Below are 15,057 nucleotides of genomic sequence, written 5' to 3'. Positions count from 1 at the left end.
TGGCTGGCGGTACGGCAGTACCTGACGCGGATGAACCAGCTGGACCCGCAGGTGGGCGCCGCGATGGCGGTGCGGCTGGCCGATGACCTGGTGGCGCGTACGGGAGCCCCGGCGCCGGCCGGGGTGCCGGCCGCCGCGTTCCTGATGGCCGTGGTGCACGAGCGGCAGAGCCGGGACGCGGCCCGTGCCTTCGGTCCGGGAGTCGCGCCCGCGTACGCGCCGCCCGGCGCGCCCGCGACGCCCGCGATGCCCGCCGGGATGTCGCCCGCGTGGGGGCACCCGGGCCCCGGGGCGTACGCACCGCAGGCCGTACCGCCCGCGACTGTGCCGGCCACGGCTCCGGCTCCGAGCCCGGCCCCGGTTCCGGTCCCGGCCGAGGTGCCCGCGCCTGCCGTGCCGCCGCGGCCCGCGACGGGGTTCGCGCCCCCGGCGTGATCGCCTAACCTGCGCGGCATGTCAGCGAACGTCGCATTCACCTTCCGCGTCACGGGCATCGAGGACGAGGCCCGGGCGCGAGCCGTCGTCGAGGAACTCCGCGAACTGATGCGGGACGAGAGCATCGGCCGCCAGGTCACGATCGGCATCCGGCGGGAGGACGGCGTGCACGTCGTCACCGGCGGCACCGACTTCCCGGTCTCCGTCAGCCGCGCCCACCTGTGGTGCCCGGAGTTCGAGAAGTCCGTCGCCTGGTACGCGAAGGAGGCCGCGCCCTCGGCGGTCTGCGCCGTCGAGTGGAGCCACCCCGACGAGCAGTGCTGATCCGGGGCCGCTGATCCGGGGCCGCGGAGCCGGGCGGGGGGTCAGTCCTCCGGGAACGTCGAGGGCGGGGTCTCCAGGTGCTCCAGTTCGATGCCCGGGGCCGCGAGGACGACGTCGCCCGCGAGGTGGACCGTATGGACCTCGCCGGTGTCCAGCGCGGTGACCTGGTACTCGTCCACCACGAGCGGTCCGCTGTCCGTCGCGTGTTCGGCTCGCCCGCGCAGGGCCCAGGCCTGATCGACCGTACGGGGCGCCAGCACCGGGTCGGTCAGCGCCACGAGCCGGACCCGGGTCGCGGGGGCCCCGGGGGCGAGCCGCAGCAGGCGGGCGGTCGCGACGAGGAAGGCCGGCGAGGTGCCGGTGAAGCCCGCGGCGGCGACGTTGCCCTCGGTGGCCTCGGCCCCCGCGGGATCGGAGCGCACCCAGGTGATCCCGTCGATGGCCGCGCCGCGGACCTGCCAGCTCGACGCGTTGGCTTCGAGGCGGATGGGTCGGCCGAGTTCGTCGATCGCGAGGTCGACCGAGCCGCGGTGCTCGCCGTCCGGGCCGGTGAGCTGGGAGACGTAGCGCCAGCCGGAGGGCCCGGGCGCGCAGTGGAAGTGCTCCTCGCCGAGGGGCGCGTGGTCGTGCGGGTCGTGGAGCGAGTAGCGGCCGCGGGGCATGGGTGCCGTCCTTGCGTGCGTCGTACGGGGGCGTGCCGGTCGTACGGGTCCTGCTCGGTCGTACGGGTCCTGCTCATGGGGCAGGCCCCCGGCGTACGTGCCGGGGGCCTGCTCGGTGCCGTGGATCCGCGGGGATCGGGCGGCCGCGGATCAGTAGCGGTAGTGGTCCGGCTTGTACGGGCCCTCGACCTTGACGCCGATGTAGGCGGCCTGCTCCGGGCGGAGCGTCGTGAGCTTGACGCCGAGTGCGTCGAGGTGGAGGCGCGCGACCTTCTCGTCGAGGTGCTTGGGCAGCACGTAGACGTCGGTCGGGTACTCGGCGGGCTTGGTGAAGAGCTCGATCTGGGCCAGGGTCTGGTCCGCGAAGGAGTTCGACATGACGAACGACGGGTGGCCGGTCGCGTTGCCGAGGTTCAGCAGGCGGCCCTCGGAGAGGACGATCAGGACCTTGCCGTCGGGGAACGTCCAGGTGTGGACCTGCGGCTTGACCTCGTCCTTGACGATGCCCTCGACCTTGGCCAGGCCGGCCATGTCGATCTCGTTGTCGAAGTGGCCGATGTTGCCCACGATCGCCTGGTGCTTCATCTTGGCCATGTCGGCGGCCATGATGATGTCCTTGTTGCCCGTGGTCGTGATGAAGATGTCGGCCGTCTCGACGACGTCGTCCAGCGTCGCGACCTGGTAGCCGTCCATGGCCGCCTGGAGCGCGCAGATCGGGTCGATCTCGGTGACGATGACGCGGGCGCCCTGGCCGCGCAGCGACTCGGCGCAGCCCTTGCCGACGTCGCCGTAGCCGCAGACGACCGCGACCTTGCCGCCGATGAGGACGTCGGTGGCGCGGTTGATGCCGTCGATGAGGGAGTGGCGGCAGCCGTACTTGTTGTCGAACTTCGACTTGGTGACGGCGTCGTTGACGTTGATCGCCGGGAAGAGCAGGGTGCCCTCGTCCATCATCTCGTAGAGGCGGTGGACACCGGTGGTGGTCTCCTCGGTGACGCCGCGGATCTCGGACGCGAGCTGCGTCCACTTCTGCGGGGACTCGCCGAGGGTGCGGTTCAGCAGGGTGAGGATGTGGGCGTACTCCTCGGAGTCCGCGGTGGACGGGTCCGGGGCGGAGCCGACCTTCTCGAACTCGACGCCCTTGTGGACGAGGAGGGTGGCGTCACCACCGTCGTCGAGGATCATGTTCGGGCCGCCGGTGGGGGTGTTCGGCCAGGTCAGCGCCTGCTCCGTGCACCACCAGTACTCCTCCAGCGTCTCGCCCTTCCAGGCGAAGACCGGGACGCCCTGCGGGTCCTCCGGGGTGCCGTTCGGGCCGACCGCGATGGCGGCGGCCGCGTGGTCCTGGGTGGAGAAGATGTTGCAGGACGCCCAGCGGACGTCGGCGCCGAGGGCGACCAGGGTCTCGATCAGGACGGCGGTCTGCACGGTCATGTGCAGGGAGCCGGTGATGCGGGCGCCGGCCAGCGGCTGGGCGTCGGCGTACTCGCGGCGGATCGACATCAGACCGGGCATCTCGTGCTCGGCGAGGGTGATCTCCTTGCGGCCGAAGGCGGCGAGGGAAAGGTCGGCGACCTTGAAGTCCATGGGTGCTGCTCCTCATGGGTCGAGAGGGTGGGTACGGCTGGGCCGCGCATCGCCTGGGGAGACGGTGCACCGGGCACTCAGTCCGTCGGGGGCCCTCTCTCCCCTCGGCCGGTCGCGAGGACCGCCCGACCGCCATCAGCAGCGACGTCTGACACTGATGACGAATCTACACCGATGGGCCGGGCGCGCCCCAGTGGGCCGTGGGACCGGGGGTGGATCCGGGGCGCGAACCGGGGCCCTACGGTGCTCCGCGAGATCCGGTGACGGGGCGGCGGTCGGACGCGAGGGCCCCCGCGGCGCGTCCTGCGCGGCGGGGGCCCTCGTACGTACGGGGAAGGACGTCAGCCGTACGGGAGGGGCCTCAGTCGTACGGGAGGAGCCTCAGCCCTGGGCCGCGGTCTCCGCCTTGTAGATGTCCGGCTCCAGGTAGATCACGCGGGCGATCGGGACCGCCGCGCGGATCCGGGCCTCGGCGGCGTTGATCGCGTCCGCCACCTGCGTCGCGGTGTCGTCGCCCTCCACGGCGATCTTCGCGGCGACCAGGAGCTCCTCGGGGCCGAGGTGCAGGGTGCGCATGTGGATGACGCGGGTGACGACGTCACCGTCGACGAGCGCGGCCTTGATCTTCTCGACGTCCTCCGCGCCCGCGGCCTCGCCGAGCAGGAGGGACTTGGTCTCGGCGGCCAGCACGATGGCAATGAGGATCAGCAGGGTGCCGATGCACAGGGTGCCGATGCCGTCCCAGACGCCGTCGCCGGTCGCGAGCGCGAGACCGACGCCGCCGAGGGCGAGGACGAGGCCGACGAGCGCGCCGAAGTCCTCCAGCAGGACCACCGGCAGCTCGGGGGCCTTGGCCCGCTTGATGAACTGGCCCCACGACAGGGAGCCGCGGATCTCGTTCGACTCCTTGATCGCCGTCTTGAAGGAGAACCCCTCGGCGACGATCGCGAAGAGGAGCACGCCGATCGGCCAGTACCAGTCCTCGATGGGGTGCGGGTGCTGGACCTTCTCGACGCCCTCGTAGATGGCGAACATGCCACCGACGGTGAAGAGCACGATGGAGACGAGGAACGCGTAGATGTAGCGTTCGCGCCCGTATCCGAAGGGGTGTTGCGGAGTCGCCTCGCGCTGGGCCTTCTTCCCGCCGAGGAGCAGCAGCCCCTGGTTCCCGGAGTCGGCCAGCGAGTGGACGCTTTCCGCGAGCATCGACGACGAGCCGCTGAAGACGAAGGCCACGAACTTGGCTACAGCGATGGCGAGGTTGGCGGCGAGTGCCGCCACGATCGCCCTGGTACCGCCCGACGCGCTCATGGGTTTCCGGAGTCCCTTCCTCGGTACGGCGCCCCTGCCCGGGGCGCCGCGCTACGGCGGCACATTGTTGCAGCCGTGGCGGCGGACGCCACGTCTACACCGGCACGGTGGCCCGGAAAATCGTGCCGATACCGGACAGTTCGACCTTTTCGTCGGCCGGGACGAAAACCGACTCCCCGGGGGACAGCGTCACTTCGCCCGCCTTCGGGCGGCCCGCGGTGCAGAGCAGGATCTGCGGGGCCCCGTCCGGGAGCGGGTGGGGGGCGGCGCCGGGGGCCAGCGCGAAGCGGGAGAGCCGGAATTCGTCGACGGGGCTCTCGTAGACCTCCTCGCCGTTGCCCTCGGGGCGCTGCACCGCCGGGTCCGCGGGCTCGAAGCGCACGATCCTCAGGAGCTCGGGCACGTCCACGTGTTTGGGGGTGAGTCCGGCGCGCAGCACGTTGTCGGAGTTGGCCAGCAACTCCACGCCGAGGCCGTCGAGGTAGGCGTGCGGGACGCCGGCGCCGAGGAACATCGCCTCGCCGGGCTGGAGTCGTACGTGGTTGAGGAGCATCGCCGCGATCACGCCCGGGTCACCCGGGTAGTGGTGGACGAGCGAGGCGTACGGGGCGTACGGGCCCCCCAGCCGCTCGATCGCGGTCCCGGCCTCGGCGACCGTACGGGCCATCTCGGCGCGGTCCGCGGTCAGTACGGCGGTGAGCATCTCGCGCAGGGCCGCCTCCTCGGGGTGGGCCCGCAGGAGGTCGGCGTACGGCTTGAGCGAGTCCACCCCGAGGCCTTCGAGGAGTCCGGCGGCCTCCAGCGGCGGACGGAACCCGCACAGGCCGTCGAAGGGGGTGAGCGCGCAGATCATCTCGGGCTTGTGGTGGGGGTCCTTGTAGTTGCGGTGTCCGGCATCGACCGGGATCCCGCGGCGCTCCTCGTCCGCGTAGCCGGCCTCGGCCTGTTCGAGGTCGGGGTGGACCTGGAGGGAGAGCGGGGCGCCGGCCGCGAGGAGTTTGAGGAGGAACGGCAGCCGGGGGCCGAACTTGGTGACGGCGGCCGCACCGAGCTCGCGCTCGGGGTCGGCGGCGATGACGGCCGCGAGGGTGGTCTCGCCGTCGCCGCGGTCGAGGCGGGAGGGGGCGCCCGGGTGGGCGCCCATCCACATCTCGGCCTGGGGCTCCCCGGTGGGTTCTACGCCGAGGAGCCCGGGGATCGCGGTGGTCGATCCCCAGGCGTAGGGGCGGATCGTGTTCGTCAGGCGGTCCATCTTCGTCCGTCTTCCTGGATGAAGGGCCGGCACGGTGGTGTGCTCAGCCGTGTCCCCTGGTCGCCAGCGCCAGGTAGGCGGTGGCGAAGTCCGTGACGGCGAGGAGTTCGGCGAGCTGTTCCAGTTCGCCGCCCTCCTCCGGTTCGAGCTCGCTGATGGCCGTGTCGTGGCTGAGGGCGAGCTCGCGCGCGGCCGGGGCGGCGGTGAGGCCGCCCGCGGGCCGGTCGCGCAGCAGGACGATGCGGGCCCGGAGCGCCTGGGGCTCCTCCACCCGGTCGCGGAAGAAGTCTTCGGGGTCGGCCCCGGCGGCGAAGGAGCCGGCGAGCAGGACCCCGTGGGCGGGCAGGGCCTCGGGCAGGTCGGCGGCGAGGGCGGGGCGGCCCGCGAGTTCGGCGAGGGTGGCGGCGAAGCGGCGCCCGGCCGGTCCGGCGCCGGCGCCCTCGCTCCAGATGAGCGGGAGGGTGTCGGCGAGCTCGGCGGCGAGCGTCTTGGCCGGGTTGGAGTACGTGGCGATGGCCGGTCCGCAGCGCTCGGCGGTGCGGTCGAGCCGGTCGGCGACGCGTTGCAGGGTCTCGGGGGCCGCCGTGATCAGCCCGACCTTGTCGAGGAGCACGAGCAGCGGGGTCAGCAGGGCCCACAGGGCGCCGGGGCCGGCCGCCGCGGATTCGTCGTACTCCTGGTACGGGGCCTTGGCCATCGGTACGAGGAGCCCGTGCGCGCCGTCCACGGCCTCGCCGAGCGGGGAGTGTTCGGGGGCGACGGCCACGACGGTGCAGCCGCGCCGGTAGGCCTGCTCGGCGAGGAGGGCGAGCCCGGGCTCGGTGCCGTCGGTGGTGGCCAGGAGCAGCAGGTCGACCGAGCCGGCCCAGCCGGGCAGTGCCCAGCGCAGGGCCCCGGCGGCATGGGCGACGCCGGTGGGGTGGAGCCGGGTGACGGGTGCGGATGCTCCGGCGAGGGCGCCGAGCAGGTCGGCGACTCCGGTGGCGGCGGTGCCGGACCCGGCGATGAGGACGGCGCGGGGCCGGCCGTCGGGGCGCAGGTCGGCGAGGCCCGCCTCGGTCGCGTGCCGGGCCGCGGTGCGGACTCTGGCCCCGGCCTCGGCGGCGCCGCGGAGCAGGCCGCGGCGGTCGGCGCGGGCGAGCTCGTCCGGTGCGTCGAGGAGCGACTCGTCGAGCATTGCGGCCTCCGGCTGGTTCAAAGGGCGGGCGACTCGGTTGCTCGGGCGCCCGGCGCTGCGACGGGCGCCCCTTGATGCCTGTTCGGTGCCTGGCGTGCCTGTACGGCGCGTCCCGGGCCGGCCTGCGGTCCGGAGCGGCGGCCTCAGGCGGGGCGGCGGGCCTCGTCGACGAGGAGGACCGGGATGCCGTCGCGGACCGGGTAGGCGAGGCCGCAGTCCTGGCCGGTGCAGATCAGCTCGGGAGCCGCTTCGTCCGCCGACTTGTCCTCAAGGGGCGAGTGGCAGGCGGGGCAGGCGAGGATCTCCAGAAGGCCGGCTTCGAGCGGCATGGGGCGGTTCCCTTCGAACATGCGGATTGGGCGAGGTCAGCGTACCGCCGGGCCGCACCTGGCGCGGCCCGGCCGTGAGACGGGCTCTATGCCCGGACGAGGGCGAGGACCTCGTCGCGGACCTTGACGAGGGTCTGGGGGTCGCGGGCCTCGACGTTGAGGCGCAGCAGCGGCTCGGTGTTGGAGGCGCGGAGGTTGAACCACCAGTCGGCCGAGGTGGCGGTCAGGCCGTCGAGCTCGTCGAGGGTGATGCCCTCGGCGGAGCCGTACGCGGCCTTGACTGCGGCGAGCCGGCCGGCCTGGTCGGCGACGGTGGAGTTGATCTCGCCGGAGCCCTCGTAGCGGTCGTAGGAGGAGACCAGCTCGGAGAGCGGGCCGTCCTGGCCGCCGAGGGCGGCGAGGACGTGGAGCGCGGCGAGCATGCCGGTGTCCGCGTTCCAGAAGTCCTTGAAGTAGTAGTGCGCCGAGTGCTCGCCGCCGAAGATGGCGCCGGACCTGGCCATCTCCTCCTTGATGAAGGAGTGGCCGACGCGGGTGCGGACGGGGGTGCCGCCGTGCTCGCGGACGACCTCGGGGACCGACCAGGAGGTGATCAGGTTGTGGATCACCGTGCCGGTGCCGCCGTTGCGGGCCAGCTCCCGGGCCGCGACGAGGGCGGTGACGGCGGACGGGGAGACGCCCTCGCCGCGCTCGTCGACGACGAAGCAGCGGTCGGCGTCACCGTCGAAGGCCAGGCCGAGGTCGGCGCCCTCGGCCTTCACGCGGGCCTGGAGGTCGACGATGTTCTTCGGGTCGAGGGGGTTGGCCTCGTGGTTCGGGAAGGTGCCGTCGAGCTCGAAGTACATCGGTACGAGCTCCAGCGGCAGGCCCTCGAACACGGTCGGGACGGTGTGGCCGCCCATGCCGTTGCCCGCGTCGACGACGACCTTGAGCGGGCGGATGGCGCCGAGGTCGACCAGGGCCTTGAGGTGCTCGGCGTAGCCGGCGAGGGTGTCCTGCTCGGTGATCGTGCCGGGGGCGGTGCCCTCGGCGGCGGCCGGGGCGCCGTGCTCGGACCACCGCTCGACGAGCTCGCGGACGGCCCCGAGGCCGGTGTCCTGGCCGACGGGGGCGGCGCCGGCCCGGCAGAGCTTGATGCCGTTGTAGCGGGCCGGGTTGTGCGAGGCGGTGAACATCGCGCCGGGCAGGTCCAGCGTGCCGGAGGCGTAGTACAGCTGGTCGGTGGAGCACAGCCCGATCAGGGTGACGTCCACGCCGCGGGCGGCGGCGCCGCGGGCGAAGGCCCCGGACAGGGCGGGCGAGGAGGGCCGCATGTCGTGGCCGACGACGATGGCCGTCGCGCCGGTGACCTCGACGAAGGCAGCCCCGAACAGTTCGGCCAGCGACTCGTCCCACTCGTCGGGTACGACACCCCGTACGTCGTACGCCTTGACGATGTTCGAAAGATCTGCGGCCACTGCCTGCCCTCCTGGTGCTGTGCGGTGGAGCAAACCTACCTGCACGGAGAGCGGCTTTTCAGACCATGTGATGTCAGGAGTCGGGCGAACGCAGGACGCGCAGGTGTCCGCGACGCGTCTCACCGGTGCCGTTGCCCGCGCCGCCCTGACCGGTGCCGCCCGCCTGGGCGGCCCGGTCGTGCGGACGGGCCGCTTCGCGGACGGCGTTGGCGAGGGCTTCGAGGTCGTCGCCGCTCGGGCGGGACGGGGCGGACCCGTCCGTCAGGCGCACGACGTCCCAGCCGCGCGGGGCGGTCAGGCGCTCGGAGTGCTCGGCGCACAGGTCGTAGCAGTGGGGTTCCGCGTAGGTGGCGAGCGGGCCGAGGACTGCGGTCGAATCGGCGTAGACGTACGTCAGTGTCGCGACGGCAGGGCGGCCGCACGCGGTGCGCGAACAGCGACGTACAAGGCTCACGACGTTGGACGGTACCGCACTCTTGACCGGGCCGCGACGACTCTCCCCCGGCCCACTCCCCCGTGTCGTGCCCGCGGAGGGGCGCGGCGGGTCCGGAAACGCCCGGGTGACGGGGGGCGCGAGGGCTACGCTGCGGGGGTGACCGACAGTCCTCTGCCCCCCGGCCCGCCCCGCTCCGCCGAACCTCCCGCCGAGCCGCGGCCGCGCCGCCGCGACCGGCACGGGCGGGGGATGCGGGGGCCGCTGGCGCCTCCGCAGGTGCCGCTGTCGGCGAGCCGGGCGGAGCTGTTCGGGGATCTCGTACGGGACTCGGTCGAGCGGCTGGAGCGGCGGTTCCCGCAGCTGGCGGAGGTGGAGTTCGTGGTCGCGGACGTCCCCGGCCCGCCGGGCGGTCCGGACGCCGGCTGGAACGACGAGGCGGTGCCGCTGGGGGCGCTGTCGGAACCGGACGCGCCGGGACGGCCCGCGCGGGTCGTGGTGTTCCGGCGGCCGGTGGAGATCCGGACGAAGAGCCGTGACGAGCGGGCCCTGCTGGTGCACGAGATCGTGGTGGAGCAGGTCGCGGAGCTGCTGGGGCTGTCCCCGGAGACCGTGGACCCGCGGTACGGCCAGGACTGACGGGCCACCGGGGCCGGCCCGGGGCCGCCCGGACCGGCCCCGGGGGCCGTACTCAGTCGGTCAGGACCGTGAGGTCCTCGGTGGCCTTCGGGACCGAGACCGTCGCGTGGTCGTCCGACAGCGGCTGGATCGTGAACATCAAGATCCCCTCGTGCGGCAGTGTCAGCGTGCGGGCCGCGTACACCGGCCCGCCGGAGACGGTCTCGACCGTCAGCGCGTAGGCGCCCTTGGCACCCGCCGGGGCCAGCGACACGGCCTGCGTGGTGCCCGCCTTGACCGTGACCTCCTTCGAGGCCGGCTCACCGGCCTCCGTCCCCGCCGAGGCCGTCACCTTGACCTTCGCGTCCGCGCCGCCCACCGCCGTCAGCGAGAGCAGCGTCGCGTTCTCGTCGGCCCGGTTGTCGGCGACGGTGGCGCGCGCGGCGACCGGCCCGGTCGCCGGTACGAAGCCCAGCTCCTGCTTGGCGCCGGTGCCGCGGACCACGCGCACCGCCGCCACCACCGGTACGGCCTTCTTGCCGTTCGCCGGGGCCAGCACCAGCGAGCCCGCCTCGCCGCGGGTCACGTCCTTGAGGTCGACGCCCGCCGTCATACCGCCCTTGAGGTGCAGCTGCTCGTTGCCCGCCGGGCTGATCGAGCCGTTCGGCCCGGCCAGCTTGACCGTGAGGTCCGCGTCCTCCTCGCCCGGCGCGAAGGCCACCAGCCGTACGGAGGTGGCGTCCGCCGGGATCCCGGGCAGCACCAGCGAGCCCGCCGGGTCGGCGGAGGCCGGCAGCCAGTCGGCGCCCACCCCCTCCTCGCCGACCTGCACGGAGGCGCCGACCCGGCCCGCACGGGTCGTCACATGGGCGGTGACGTCCGCGAGCTGCGCGCCGGGCGCCAGGGAGGCAAGGGAGACGGCCTTGGTGGACTTGGGGTCGATCCGGATGTTCTCGCCGGTGCCGCCCTCGGACTTGACCGCCCCGTCCGGGCCGAACATCTTGATGTCGATCACGGCCGCGGTGTCGTCGGGGTTGGTGAGGTGCACGTAGTCCTCGCGTCCCTTGGCCGTGCTCGCGCCGGGGAACCAGAAGTCGGTGCCGGGCGTGGTGCAGCCGAGGCCGAGGACCCCGCGCGCCCGGCCGACGGTGACCTTCGTGGTCTGCTGCGCGGTCCAGCCGGGGGCCAGGACGCCGTCGGCGACGCCCGTCAGCGCGGGGGCGCCCGCGCCGGAGGCGGTGGCCCCGGCCGGCTTGCCGCGCTCCTTGAGCTCCAGCACCGGCTTGGCCTCCTTGGTCGCGCCGAGGAGGCGGGCCGTGCCCTTGCCGGGGGCGCCGGCCGCACCGGGGGTGATCGCCGTGTACGTGGTCTCCGCGATGTCCGAGGAGCTGGGCGCCGGGCACACCAGCGCGGACCGCTCCACCGGCATCTGCGCCGCGGTCGCGGGCTTGGCATCGGCGGCCGGGGCGGCGGGGGCGGTGAGGTGGCCGACGCCGGTGACGGCCGCCAGGGCCGCGGCCACCGCCGCCAGCGTCAGGGGTGCGCGCTGCTTCACTGCTGGTGGCTCCCGTCGGGACGCGGCTCGTGCTGTCCGTAGGTGTCGTACGGCTGCTCGTACGGCGGGTAGGGGTACGGCTGCTGGTGCGGCGGCTGCTGGGGCTGCTGCGGGTACGCCGGCTGGGCCTCGTAGCCCTGCTGCGGGTACGGGTACTGCTCGTACCCGGGGGCCTGCGCGGGCGCGGGCGCGTACGGCTGCTGCGGGTGCTGGGGCTGCCCGGGCTGCTGCTCGTACGCGTAGCCCTGGTCGCCGTACTCCGGGTACGGGTACGCGTCCTCCCCGTACACCGGCTGCGCGGGGATCTGCGCGTACGGGTCGGCGACCGCGCCCGCGGGCTCCTCGGCCGCGGGCTTCGCGGCGGCCGCGGACTCGGCCTCGGCGCGCAGCCGGCGGGCGCGGCGGCCCTCGCCGGCCTCGCCCGCGGCGGACCGCTCGGCGGCCTCCGCCTCCTCCTCGGGCAGGTCGTCGTCCAGGCGGGCCCGGCGGCCCGGCAGGGCCATCACGAGCAGGACGAGCGCGAGCAGGCCCTGCGCCCAGTGCCAGGCGGTCCGGGTCAGCGCGTCCTCGTGGACGAGGTCGAGGCGGCCGCCCGCGGCGGGCAGTTCGAAGCCCTGGGCCCAGCCGTCGAGGGTCTTGGGCTTGAGGGGCTTGCCGTCGAGGGTGGCCTGCCAGCCGGGGGCCGCCCGGTCGGCGACGCGCAGCACCCGGCCCGCCTCGCCCGCCGGGATCTTGGTGTGGACCTCGACGGGGCCGGACGCGACCGGGATGGGCGCCTCGCCCGGCTTGCCGGGGACGATGACGGCGCGGGCGACCTGGCGGTCCACCCGCCACAGGGCGCTGCCGTCGAGCTGGCTGAGGCGGCTGAGGCCGGGGGTGGCGTCGAGGACCTTGCGCATCTGCTGCGGGGCGCCATCGCGGACCAGGATGTAGCGGATCGCGAACCCGCTGAGCTGGTCGCTCTGGTCGGCGCCGGAGCCGGCGACGAGGCTGGAGACGACCTTGTCGAGCTGGCGGCTGCTGCCGGCCTCGGCGGCGATCTCGGCGTCGCCGAGGCGGCCGCCGGAGCCGCGGACCAGGGTGTACGAGACGGTGGCGGGTGAGGTGCCACCGAGGACGAGGGTGCGGGCCTGGTCGCGGGTGCCGCTCTCCTCGGCGACGAAGGCCGGGACCTGGACCGGGTCGCGCCGCTCCAGCGGGCCGTCGGCGCCGCTGATCATCCAGCCGGCGGCGCCGAGCAGGGGACCCGCGGCGGCGGCGAGCGCGATCAGCGCGGCGAGGGGCTGGCGCCAGCCGAAGCTGCTGGCGGCGACCCGCTCCTTGGCACCCTCGGCGCCGACGACGGCGGCGGCGAGCAGGGCCAGTCCGTAGACGAGGGTGGCGGGTCCGGCCCAGCCGGTGCGGTTGACGACGACGGCCAGCAGCAGCGCGGCGAGGGCGGCGGCCCAGGCGGTGCGGACGGCGAACTGCCGCTCGGCGCGCAGCAGGGCGGCCAGGGCGGCCAGGACGATGCCGATGAGCAGCAGGCCGCCGGCGGTGCGGGGGCCGCCGGGGCTGATGCCGAGGAGGTCCAGGGCGGTGGCCGAGCCGGATCCGTAGGGCAGGCCGGCCTCGTGCAGGAGCCGGCCGGGGTGCGTGAGCAGGCTCAGCGACCAGGGGGCGAGCACCAGGAGCGGGACGGCGAGGGTGGCGAGCAGCCGCAGGCCGTACGCCTTCCAGTCGGCGCGGCGCAAGACCAGCGCGGCAGCGCCGAGGACGGCGGCCAGCGGCCACACGACGGGGGTGAAGGCGGTGGCCAGGGTCAGCAGGAGGGTGTACGTCCACACCGGGCGCCAGCCGGAGCGCTCCTCGCCCGCTCCCGCGGTGCCGAAGCCGAAGGCGGCGACGGCCGAGCGGGCGATGAGCGGGAGCAGGATCGCGAGGACGGCGGTGCCGAGGCGGCCGCCGGCGAGGGCTCCGGTGACGGCGGGCAGGAAGGCGTAGGCGACGGCGGCCCAGGCGCGCAGCAGCCGGGACTCGACGAGCGGCCGGGAGGCGAAGTAGGCGGTGAGCCCGGCGAGCGGGACCGAGCAGACGAGCAGCAGGGTCAGCGCGGCGCTGGAGGAGCCGAACAGGACGGTGGCGAGGGCGCCGAGGACGGCGAGGTAGGGGGGCGCTCCGGCGGTGGAGCCGGTGGCCACGGGCTGCCAGTCGTCGGTGTAGGCGCGCCAGAGGGCGGGTCCGCTGTCGGGGGCGGGCAGCAGGGCGCCGCCCATGAGGGAGCCGCCGCCGAGCAGGGCGCGGCAGGCGATGACGGAGACGAGCAGGAGGAGGGCGAAGAGGACGGGCGCGGGGTTGCGGGCGATCCGCTTGAGGCGCGCGAACTGTTCGATCTCCAGGTAGTCGGCGTCGTCGTCGCCGGGGCCAGATTCGACGGCTCCGCCGTGCCGGCCGACGGCGGCCGTGTCGGTGTCGCGGTCGGCGCCGAAGTACCCGGCGAGCTGTTCGGCGTTGGCCCGCACGCTCGCGCCCGGGGGCGGGAACAGGGGCCGCAGTTCCTTGGCGGGAACGGCGGGGCGGCCTCGCCGGCGGCGGGCGCCGAGGATGCGGCCGGGGCGCAGCAGGGTGGCGAGGAGGCCGGTGATCTCGTCGACGGCCTGGCCGGGGGCCTTGCCGACGAGGTAGGCGAGGGTGCGCAGCACGGTGCCGACGAGCAGGCGCAGCAGGACGTACGGCAGGGCGCGGCCGGAGCTGTTGGCGAGGACCGTGTAGACGGCGCCGGCCTTGTCGACCCGGTGCGGGCTGGAGCTCGTACGTCCGGCGCAGTCGACGGTGCGGCGCTCGCGGGCGGCGGCCTCGGCGTGGCGCAGGACGGCGTCGGGGGCGACGAGGACCTCGTGGCCGGCGCTCTGGGCGCGCCAGCACAGGTCGACGTCGTCGCGCATGAGCGGCAGGCGGCGGTCGAAGCCGCCGAGGGCGTCGTACACGTCGCGGCGTACGAGCATGCCGGCGGTGGAGACGGACAGGACGGGGCGGACCTGGTCGTGCTGGCCCTGGTCCTGTTCGCGGCGGTCGAGGCCGGTCCAGCGGCGGCCGCTGCGGGCGATGGTGACGCCGGCTTCGAGGAGCTGCTTCTTGTCGTACCAGCCGCGCAGCTTGGGGCCGATGACGGCGGCGCCGGGGTTCTCGTCGGCGACGCGGAGCAGTTCGGTGAGGGCGTCGGGCTCGGGGGCGCTGTCGTCGTGGAGCAGCCAGAGCCACTGGACGGGTTCGCCGTGGGGGAGTTCGGGGAGGTCGTACGCGTCGTCGCGCCAGGTGCGGCTGACGGGGTCCCAGCCGCTGGGGCGCTTGAGGTACGGGAGGTCCTCGGGGGTCAGGGTGCCGGCGGAGCGGACGGCCTCGTCGACGGCGGCGCCGAAGCCGGTGCGGCGGGCGAGGTGCAGGACGCGGTCCTCGCCGAGGGCTTCGCCGAGGAGCCGCGCGGAGTCGTCGGCGCTGCCGGTGTCGGCGGCGACGTGGTTCTGCGCGGGGCGTTCCTGGCCGAGGAGGCCGGCGAGCGTCTTGGGCAGCCAGCGGGCGCCGTCGTGGGCGACGAGGACCGCGGTGACGACGTGCCGGGGGAACTCGGGTGTGGCGGCAGCCTGGTGGGAGGCCGTCGACTGGCTGTGCAGGGACATCGCTCTACTGGCCCTCCGGCCTGGGGGTCCCCCCGGACGCGGTCCGTGGGGAGGATCCGGGGTGGTGTGCTCCCGGAGGCTGCTGGACAGCGCCCCACACTAACGGCTGGAAACACAGCGGTCCGCCTCCTGCGGGGAAGGTGCAGGAGGCGGACCGTTTGCTCTGCTCATCGCGCTGTTCCGCGCGATGTTCCGCTCGATGTGCCGCGTGGTGTCCGGCGTACCGCTGCGCGTCGCCGTGCGTGGCGCGGGGTTGCGCTG

Annotated in this window: 13 protein-coding genes (1 of these 13 cut by a window edge); 3 read left to right on the top strand and 10 right to left on the bottom strand. The window is 74.5% G+C overall.

Going from position 1 to position 15,057, the window contains the following annotated elements; genetic code table 11:
- Both CP980_RS20535 and CP980_RS20530 read left to right on the top strand, forming a co-directional pair.
- On the top strand, window positions 1–435 hold the 3' portion of the coding sequence (locus tag CP980_RS20535; protein WP_189998987.1) for an RDD family protein. It extends 549 nt beyond the left edge of the window; the window shows 435 of its 984 coding nt (coding positions 550–984); its start codon lies off the left edge, out of view; its stop codon occupies window positions 433–435.
- A gap of 18 nt (window positions 436–453) precedes the next feature.
- Window positions 454–759 (top strand): hypothetical protein, encoded by a 306-nt coding sequence (locus CP980_RS20530; protein WP_150528781.1) that lies wholly within the window; start codon window positions 454–456, stop codon window positions 757–759.
- A gap of 41 nt (window positions 760–800) precedes the next feature.
- Here CP980_RS20530 and CP980_RS20525 read toward each other — a convergent pair whose 3' ends face one another.
- From CP980_RS20525 to CP980_RS20490, 8 genes are all read right to left on the bottom strand, one after another.
- On the bottom strand, window positions 801–1,421 hold the full coding sequence (locus tag CP980_RS20525; RefSeq protein WP_132757296.1) for a hypothetical protein: 621 nt from the start codon (window positions 1,419–1,421) through the stop codon (window positions 801–803).
- A gap of 150 nt (window positions 1,422–1,571) precedes the next feature.
- Window positions 1,572–3,008 (bottom strand): adenosylhomocysteinase, encoded by a 1,437-nt coding sequence (ahcY, locus tag CP980_RS20520; protein WP_132757298.1) that lies wholly within the window; start codon window positions 3,006–3,008, stop codon window positions 1,572–1,574.
- 381 nt (window positions 3,009–3,389) lie between these two features.
- Entirely contained in the window at window positions 3,390–4,319 is a 930-nt protein-coding gene (locus tag CP980_RS20515; RefSeq protein ID WP_150528780.1) for a cation diffusion facilitator family transporter, read from the bottom strand.
- A gap of 94 nt (window positions 4,320–4,413) precedes the next feature.
- Window positions 4,414–5,571: a mannose-6-phosphate isomerase, class I gene (gene manA / locus CP980_RS20510; RefSeq protein WP_132757302.1), complete on the bottom strand. Its 1,158-nt coding sequence runs from the start codon at window positions 5,569–5,571 to the stop codon at window positions 4,414–4,416.
- A gap of 43 nt (window positions 5,572–5,614) precedes the next feature.
- The gene (locus CP980_RS20505; protein ID WP_150528779.1) at window positions 5,615–6,748 is read right to left on the bottom strand and encodes an SIS domain-containing protein; all 1,134 of its coding nucleotides are present in this window, start codon (window positions 6,746–6,748) and stop codon (window positions 5,615–5,617) included.
- Between the two features lie 143 nt (window positions 6,749–6,891).
- On the bottom strand, window positions 6,892–7,077 hold the full coding sequence (locus CP980_RS20500) for a Trm112 family protein (protein WP_030156407.1): 186 nt from the start codon (window positions 7,075–7,077) through the stop codon (window positions 6,892–6,894).
- Between the two features lie 86 nt (window positions 7,078–7,163).
- On the bottom strand, window positions 7,164–8,534 hold the full coding sequence (locus CP980_RS20495; RefSeq protein WP_132757306.1) for a phosphomannomutase/phosphoglucomutase: 1,371 nt from the start codon (window positions 8,532–8,534) through the stop codon (window positions 7,164–7,166).
- A 73-nt stretch (window positions 8,535–8,607) separates the two neighbouring features.
- Window positions 8,608–8,988: a DUF3499 domain-containing protein gene (locus tag CP980_RS20490; RefSeq protein WP_099891891.1), complete on the bottom strand. Its 381-nt coding sequence runs from the start codon at window positions 8,986–8,988 to the stop codon at window positions 8,608–8,610.
- A 138-nt stretch (window positions 8,989–9,126) separates the two neighbouring features.
- Between CP980_RS20490 and CP980_RS20485 the strand changes: the two genes are divergently transcribed.
- Window positions 9,127–9,606 carry a metallopeptidase family protein gene (locus tag CP980_RS20485; RefSeq protein ID WP_132757308.1) on the top strand — a complete coding sequence of 160 codons (480 nt, stop codon included), beginning with the start codon at window positions 9,127–9,129 and terminating at the stop codon, window positions 9,604–9,606.
- A 52-nt stretch (window positions 9,607–9,658) separates the two neighbouring features.
- Here the strand turns inward: CP980_RS20485 and CP980_RS20480 are convergent, their stop codons facing one another.
- Together CP980_RS20480 and CP980_RS20475 are read right to left on the bottom strand one after the other, a co-directional pair.
- Complete coding sequence (locus CP980_RS20480) at window positions 9,659–11,140, bottom strand: DUF5719 family protein (protein WP_150528778.1); 1,482 nt, start codon at window positions 11,138–11,140, stop codon at window positions 9,659–9,661.
- The gene (locus tag CP980_RS20475; RefSeq protein ID WP_150528777.1) at window positions 11,137–14,796 is read right to left on the bottom strand and encodes a glycosyltransferase family 2 protein; all 3,660 of its coding nucleotides are present in this window, start codon (window positions 14,794–14,796) and stop codon (window positions 11,137–11,139) included. The genes CP980_RS20480 and CP980_RS20475 overlap by 4 nt, the downstream gene beginning before the upstream one ends.
- Window positions 14,797–15,057 lie beyond the last annotated feature (261 nt).

Origin of the sequence: Streptomyces vinaceus (assembly GCF_008704935.1) — a bacterium.
Classification (GTDB): domain Bacteria; phylum Actinomycetota; class Actinomycetes; order Streptomycetales; family Streptomycetaceae; genus Streptomyces; species Streptomyces vinaceus.
Note: the sequence above shows the minus strand (reverse complement) of the source record. Positions and strands in the feature narration are given on the sequence as shown.